At 38.2% G+C, this 5,949-nt stretch carries 2 protein-coding genes; both read left to right on the forward strand.

The genetic code is table 11. The features are described from left to right. Nucleotides 1-4,627, forward strand: a 4,627-nt coding sequence (locus Q0E20_RS09315) for a YadA-like family protein (protein ID WP_295999391.1), incomplete at its 5' end; no start/stop codon positions are given. Between the two features lie 78 nt (nt 4,628-4,705). Continuing rightward, nucleotides 4,706-5,503, forward strand: coding sequence for a hypothetical protein (locus Q0E20_RS09320; protein WP_295999394.1), 798 nt, complete (start codon nt 4,706-4,708; stop codon nt 5,501-5,503). Nucleotides 5,504-5,949 lie beyond the last annotated feature (446 nt).

Here is a 5,949-nt window from a genome sequence, read left to right on the forward strand (position 1 = left end):
TGCTGATGGCGTAGTTAAATACGATCTTAACAATACTGTAAACTTAACTCCATCCGGTTCCTTAACAATTGGTGATACGGTAGTTAACAATGGTGGTTTGACTATCAATAATGGTCCATCCATTACTAAGACTGGTATCAACGCTGCTAACTTGAACATTACTAATGTGAAAGCTGGTATTAACGATACTGATGCAGTTAACGTAAAACAATTGAAAGATGCTCGTACAGTTGTAACGTCTAACGATAATTCCGTAACAGTTAACAAAACTGAAAATGGTAACCAAGTAACTTATGACTTGCATGTAGCTCCTGGTGCTGCACAATCCGTATGGAATGTGAAATCCACAGGTAATACAACTGCTGATTCTGAAACAACTGCAAAAACTATCTCTGATGGTAAAACAGTTGAAATGGCAGCCGGTAAAAACTTAACTGTTAAACAAACTAGCAACAACGACGGTGCTAAAGTTGAATTCGACTTGGCTAACGATATCAAGATTGGTAACGATGGCAAAGACGGTAAAGACGGCGTTGACGGCAAAATCGGCGTAAACGGTAAAGATGGTTCTGCTGTTGTGATCAACGGTAAAGATGGTTCCATCGGTCTTAATGGTAAGGACGGCAAAGACGGCATTACTATTCGTGGTGAAAAAGGTCAAGATGGTGTTAACGGCGTAAATGGTAAAGATGGTATCACTCGTATCGTATACGAAGACAAAAACAACAACAAACACGAAGTTGCTACTACTGATGACGGCATGAAATATGCTGGCGATGATGCACAAGGTGCTGACAAATCCAAAGTGATCGCTAAGAAATTAAACGAAACTATGGACGTTGTTGGTGGTGCAGATAAGTCTAAATTGACTGACAATAACATCGGTGTAAATAACGTAGATGGAAAATTGAAAGTTCAATTGTCCAAAGAAGTTAACTTGACTCCAGCTGGTTCCTTAACAATTGGTGGTACTGTAGTTAACAACGATGGCTTAACAATCACTGGTGGCCCTTCCATCACTAAGACTGGTATCAATGCTGGTGATACATTCATTACTAATGTAAAAGCTGGTGTAAACAACACTGATGCAGTTAACGTTGCTCAATTGAAAGAAGCTAAAACAGAAGTTAAGGCTGGTAATAACGTAACTGTAGACACAACTTACGGTAATGATGGCCATGCTATTTACACTGTTAATGCTAACGATGTAGCTCTTGGCGATGCAGTATTGAAATACTCCGCTAATGGCACTAATACTCAATCCGTTAAATTGTCTCAAGGCTTGAACTTCGTTAACGGTAACTATACATCTGCTTCCGTTGATGCTAATGGTAAGGTTAAATACGATGTAACAATTGGTAAGGTAAGAGACGGTGTTGATGGTAAACCAGGCGTAGACGGTAACGATGGTATCGCAACAGTTAAAACTGTAGTTGATACAATCAACAACTCCGGCTGGAAAGGTGATGTTACTGGTAACACAGTCAATAACCATGCTGCAACAATCGTTAAACCTGGTACAACTGTAAACTTCGGTGCTGGTAAAAACTTAACTGTTGAACAAATCGTTGATAAAGTAACTGGCAATCAAACATACAACTATGCATTGTCCGACGATATTAAAGTTGGTCATGATGGTAAAGATGGTAAACCAGGTGTTGACGGTAAAATCGGCGTAAACGGTAAAGATGGTTCTTCCGTTGTGATCAACGGTAAAGACGGCTCCATTGGTCTTAATGGTAAGGACGGTAAAGACGGTCTTACTATGAAAGGCGAAAAAGGTGCTGACGGTGTAACTCGTATTGTTTACAACGATAACAACAACAATAAACATGAAGTGGCTACATTGGATGATGGTTTACGTTTTGACGCTAACTCCGGTGGGGAAAAGAAAAATAAACTTGGTTCCAAAGTCACTGTAAAAGGTACTGGCACTAAAGCTGATTCCGAATATGATTCCTCTAACATCAAAACTAGCATTACACAAGGTGCTGATGGTAATAGCGAAATCAACATCGGTTTGGCTAAAGATTTGAATAACATCAACACAATTAAGAATGGTGGTCCTGCTACTTTCACAATTGGCGGTAACGAATTCAAATTCGACGGTGGTAATGTCAATGTTGGTGGTTACAATATCACTAATGTGAAAGCTGGCGTAAACGATACTGATGCGGTTAACGTAAAACAATTGAACTCTGCTAGAACAGAAGTTGAAGAAGGGGATAACGTAAAAGTAACATCCCGTACTGGTGCTAATGGTCAAACAATCTACAAGGTAAGTGCAAAAGCAACTAACCTTGGTGATGCAGAATTGAATTACAGAGCTAATGGCGGTGCTAAACAAAAAGTTAAATTGTCTGAAGGCTTGAACTTCATTGATGGTAACTACACAACAGCTTCCGTTGATGCAAATGGTCAAGTTAAATACGACGTTAACCTTGGTAACATCAAACAAGGTACAGATGGCAAACCAGGCGTAAATGGCAAAGATGGTATCGCAACAGTTAAAACTGTAGTTGATACAATCAACAATTCCGGTTGGAAAGCTAATGCAACAGGTAATGTGGTAGGTACATCCACTGCAACTATTGTTAAACCTGGTAGTACAGTAAATTACGGTGCAGGTAAAAACTTGAACGTAAAACAAACTGTGAACGGCGAAGAACAAACGTATGAATTCGCATTGGATAAAGATTTGAAAGAGCTTAACAGCGTTCAAACTAATACAATTCACTTAGGTAGCCCAACATCTCATACAACAATCAATTACAATGCAGGTAATGATCGTATCGAGTACACAACTAAGAACGGCACAAAACAAGTAGCTAACTTAGATGATATCTGGACTATCCAAGCTAACGGCCAAGACGTACGACCTGTTGGTGGTAAAGTTAATGTAGTAGGCGGTAATCATATCAATGTTTCCACAGATGCAGCTGGTAAAATGACTATCAGTGCTGATGGACTTGGTACAATGAACGGCTTCAACGTAAAATCTACTGGTAATACAACTAATGATTCCGATAAAACAGCTAAAAACATCACTGATGGTAAAACTGTGGAATTCTCTGGTGGTAAGAACCTCACTGTTAAACAAACTAACACTGCTGACGGTGCAAAAGTAGAATTCGCATTGAACAATAACATCGACTTGACTCCAAACGGTTCCGTAAAAATTGGTGACACAGTAGTTAACAACGATGGTTTGACCATTAAAAATGGTCCTACTATTACTAAAAACAATGTTGATATGGGTGGCCAACAAATTCACAACGTGAAATCTGGTGGCGATGTAGATTCCAATGGCGCTAACATTGGCGACATTAAACGTATCTCCAAAGCTAACGATACTCGTATCAAAGACGGTAACTACGAAGTGAGTCAAAATGGTACTGTTGAAATGACCTATGTTGATGGTGCTGGTAAACAATTAGTTGATGAACACGGTAACCCTGTGAAAGCAACTATTTCCGGTATCGCTCGTCAAGATCTATCCAACATTACTAACGAAGGCAAAAAAGTTATTACTGGCTTAAGCAGTGTTGTTAAAGGCGGTAATAATGTAACTGTTGATACTGCAGTTGATAAAACAACTGGTCAAAAAACATACACTGTAAATGCTGACCTTTCTGGTGCTAAAGTAAATGCATCCGTTGGTGCAGATGGTTCTGGTGTAGCTAAAGGCCTTAAAAACCCTGTAAAAGTAGAAAAAGGTACTCAATACATTGCTGGCGATAACATGGTTGTTGAACGTAAACCTGTTGAAGGCGATGATAAAATTGATAACTCCATTACATACGGTTTGGCTCATGATTTGACTGAAATCAACTCTATCAGCAATGGTGGTGCTACTCTTCGTATTAATGCTAACCCAGGCGGTGACAAATATGATCGTGATGCTAGTGTAACTCCAGCTTTTGAAGTTCATGGCGGTAACTTAAGCATGACTGGTAATCGTATTGTAAATCTTGCACCTGGTATTGATGGTACTGATGGCGTAAACGTTAATCAATTACGTGATTCCTTAACAACTGTTAAGTCTACTGATGGTACTGTAAGAGTTACTGATGTAAGTACTGATCCTAATAAACATGAATATGATTTACATGTTAACCCTGCTGTTGATCCTCGTGTAGATCAATTAAATGAAGAAGTTGGTCATGTAGGTGCACAATCTGCTGCATTGTCCGCATTGAAACCTATTCAATATGATCCAATGGAACCAACTCAAATTATGGCTGGTTATGGTAACTACCGTGGTAATTCTGCATTAGCATTGGGCGTAGCTCATTACAAAAATGAATCCACAATGTTCCATGCAGGCGTATCCTGGGCTGGTGGCAATGGTCATATGATGGCTAACGCTGGTGTAACTTGGAAAGTCGGCAACCGCGATAGCGAAGCTGCAGTAGCAGATCGTTACCGTAAGGGTCCTATCAGTTCTACATATGCAATGCAAACTGAAGTAGCTTCTATGAAAGCACAAAATGCCGGATTAAAAGGCGAAGTATCTGATTTGAAATCTGAAAATGAACAAATTAAAGCTCAAAATGCAGGCTTACAAAGCGAAGTAGACCAATTGAAATCTCAAATGGCTGCTATGATGGCTAAATTAGGTATGTAATTAAGATACAAATGGAGGAGGATTCTCCTTGAATCCTCCTGCCATCGCTTATATTCGACAATGAAAAGAGGAATAGATATGAAAAAATCTACAATGCTTGCTTTCACAGCAGCAGCACTTATGAGCGCTGCATCTATTACTGGATATGCTGCTGGCGCACCAACATATGATGATAATTTAATTTTGCCTAACCCTGCTTCTACACCAACTACAGGTTCTGTAGTACTTGTTCCTGTGGCAAGTCCACAAACAGTACAAGCGTTACATACATTTGTACAAGCATGGCAAAATGCTGAAGTAAACTATACAAAAGCTAAAGTTAAACATGATAATCATGAACAAATGACTAAAGCTGAAGTTAAATGGTTACATTCTAAGGATAAACATAATTATGCGGATTATTTCCGTACACATTCCCTAGGACGTGTCCATGGCTTTGAAGTCGCATTTAATTGGAATGGTGAAAACCGTAACAAAAATGAATACGAATTCTTTGATATGCCTAAATACAATGAAAAAGATGGTTTCGTAAATAGCTATGGATTCAATGTATTGCGTGGTATGGTAGATCAAATTAATGCAGTTGTTCAAAAGCAAAAAGAAATCGGTGGTCCTATGACTAACGATGAAGCAAGTTCTTTAGAAGATGCAATTTTGGATATCATGGCACAAGATCAAGAACATGTGAACAATGAAGATCTTCGTCATATGATGAATGAAACAATTTGGTACGCAGCTAAAGAAACTGTTAAAAACAAAGCAAGTGAAGAACCTACTGCAGCTGAAGAGCATGTAGTAGATCTTAAAAAAGCAATTAGTGAGCCGGTAGACTCATCTGCTCCGCATACAATTGATCTACGTAAATCAATTCAATAGAAAAATAGTAACCCGTATATCTTTATAAACAAATATACGGCCCCTCATATGATGATATAGGGGCCGTATATACCCTAGAACCCCTAACTAGGGCACAATAATCCTTATACGAATGACGCCACCCTTGTGGGTGGCGTCATTTGTTTTATATATAAAAACTATATAATTAATACTGATAACTAAAATAGAATGTATTGTGTGTATGATAATTAAAATAAAATATAATGTATGTATAGTCTATAAATGATATTACATACTTATCTCGCATACAATATATGGTATTTTAAATTTTAGTGTATACATAATAGAGAAAATATGTAAAAAGTTTCAATTTTTTTAAAAATAGTGCTTGCGTGGTTCATCTGTTTGTACTATAATAACCATACAGTCGTTGAGGCGACTGTTTATTAATGAGGAAACGTAGATAGTATCTATATTCTTCGTTG

Origin of the sequence: uncultured Veillonella sp. (assembly GCF_934230905.1) — a bacterium.
In the GTDB taxonomy this organism is placed as follows: Bacteria; Bacillota; Negativicutes; order Veillonellales; family Veillonellaceae; genus Veillonella.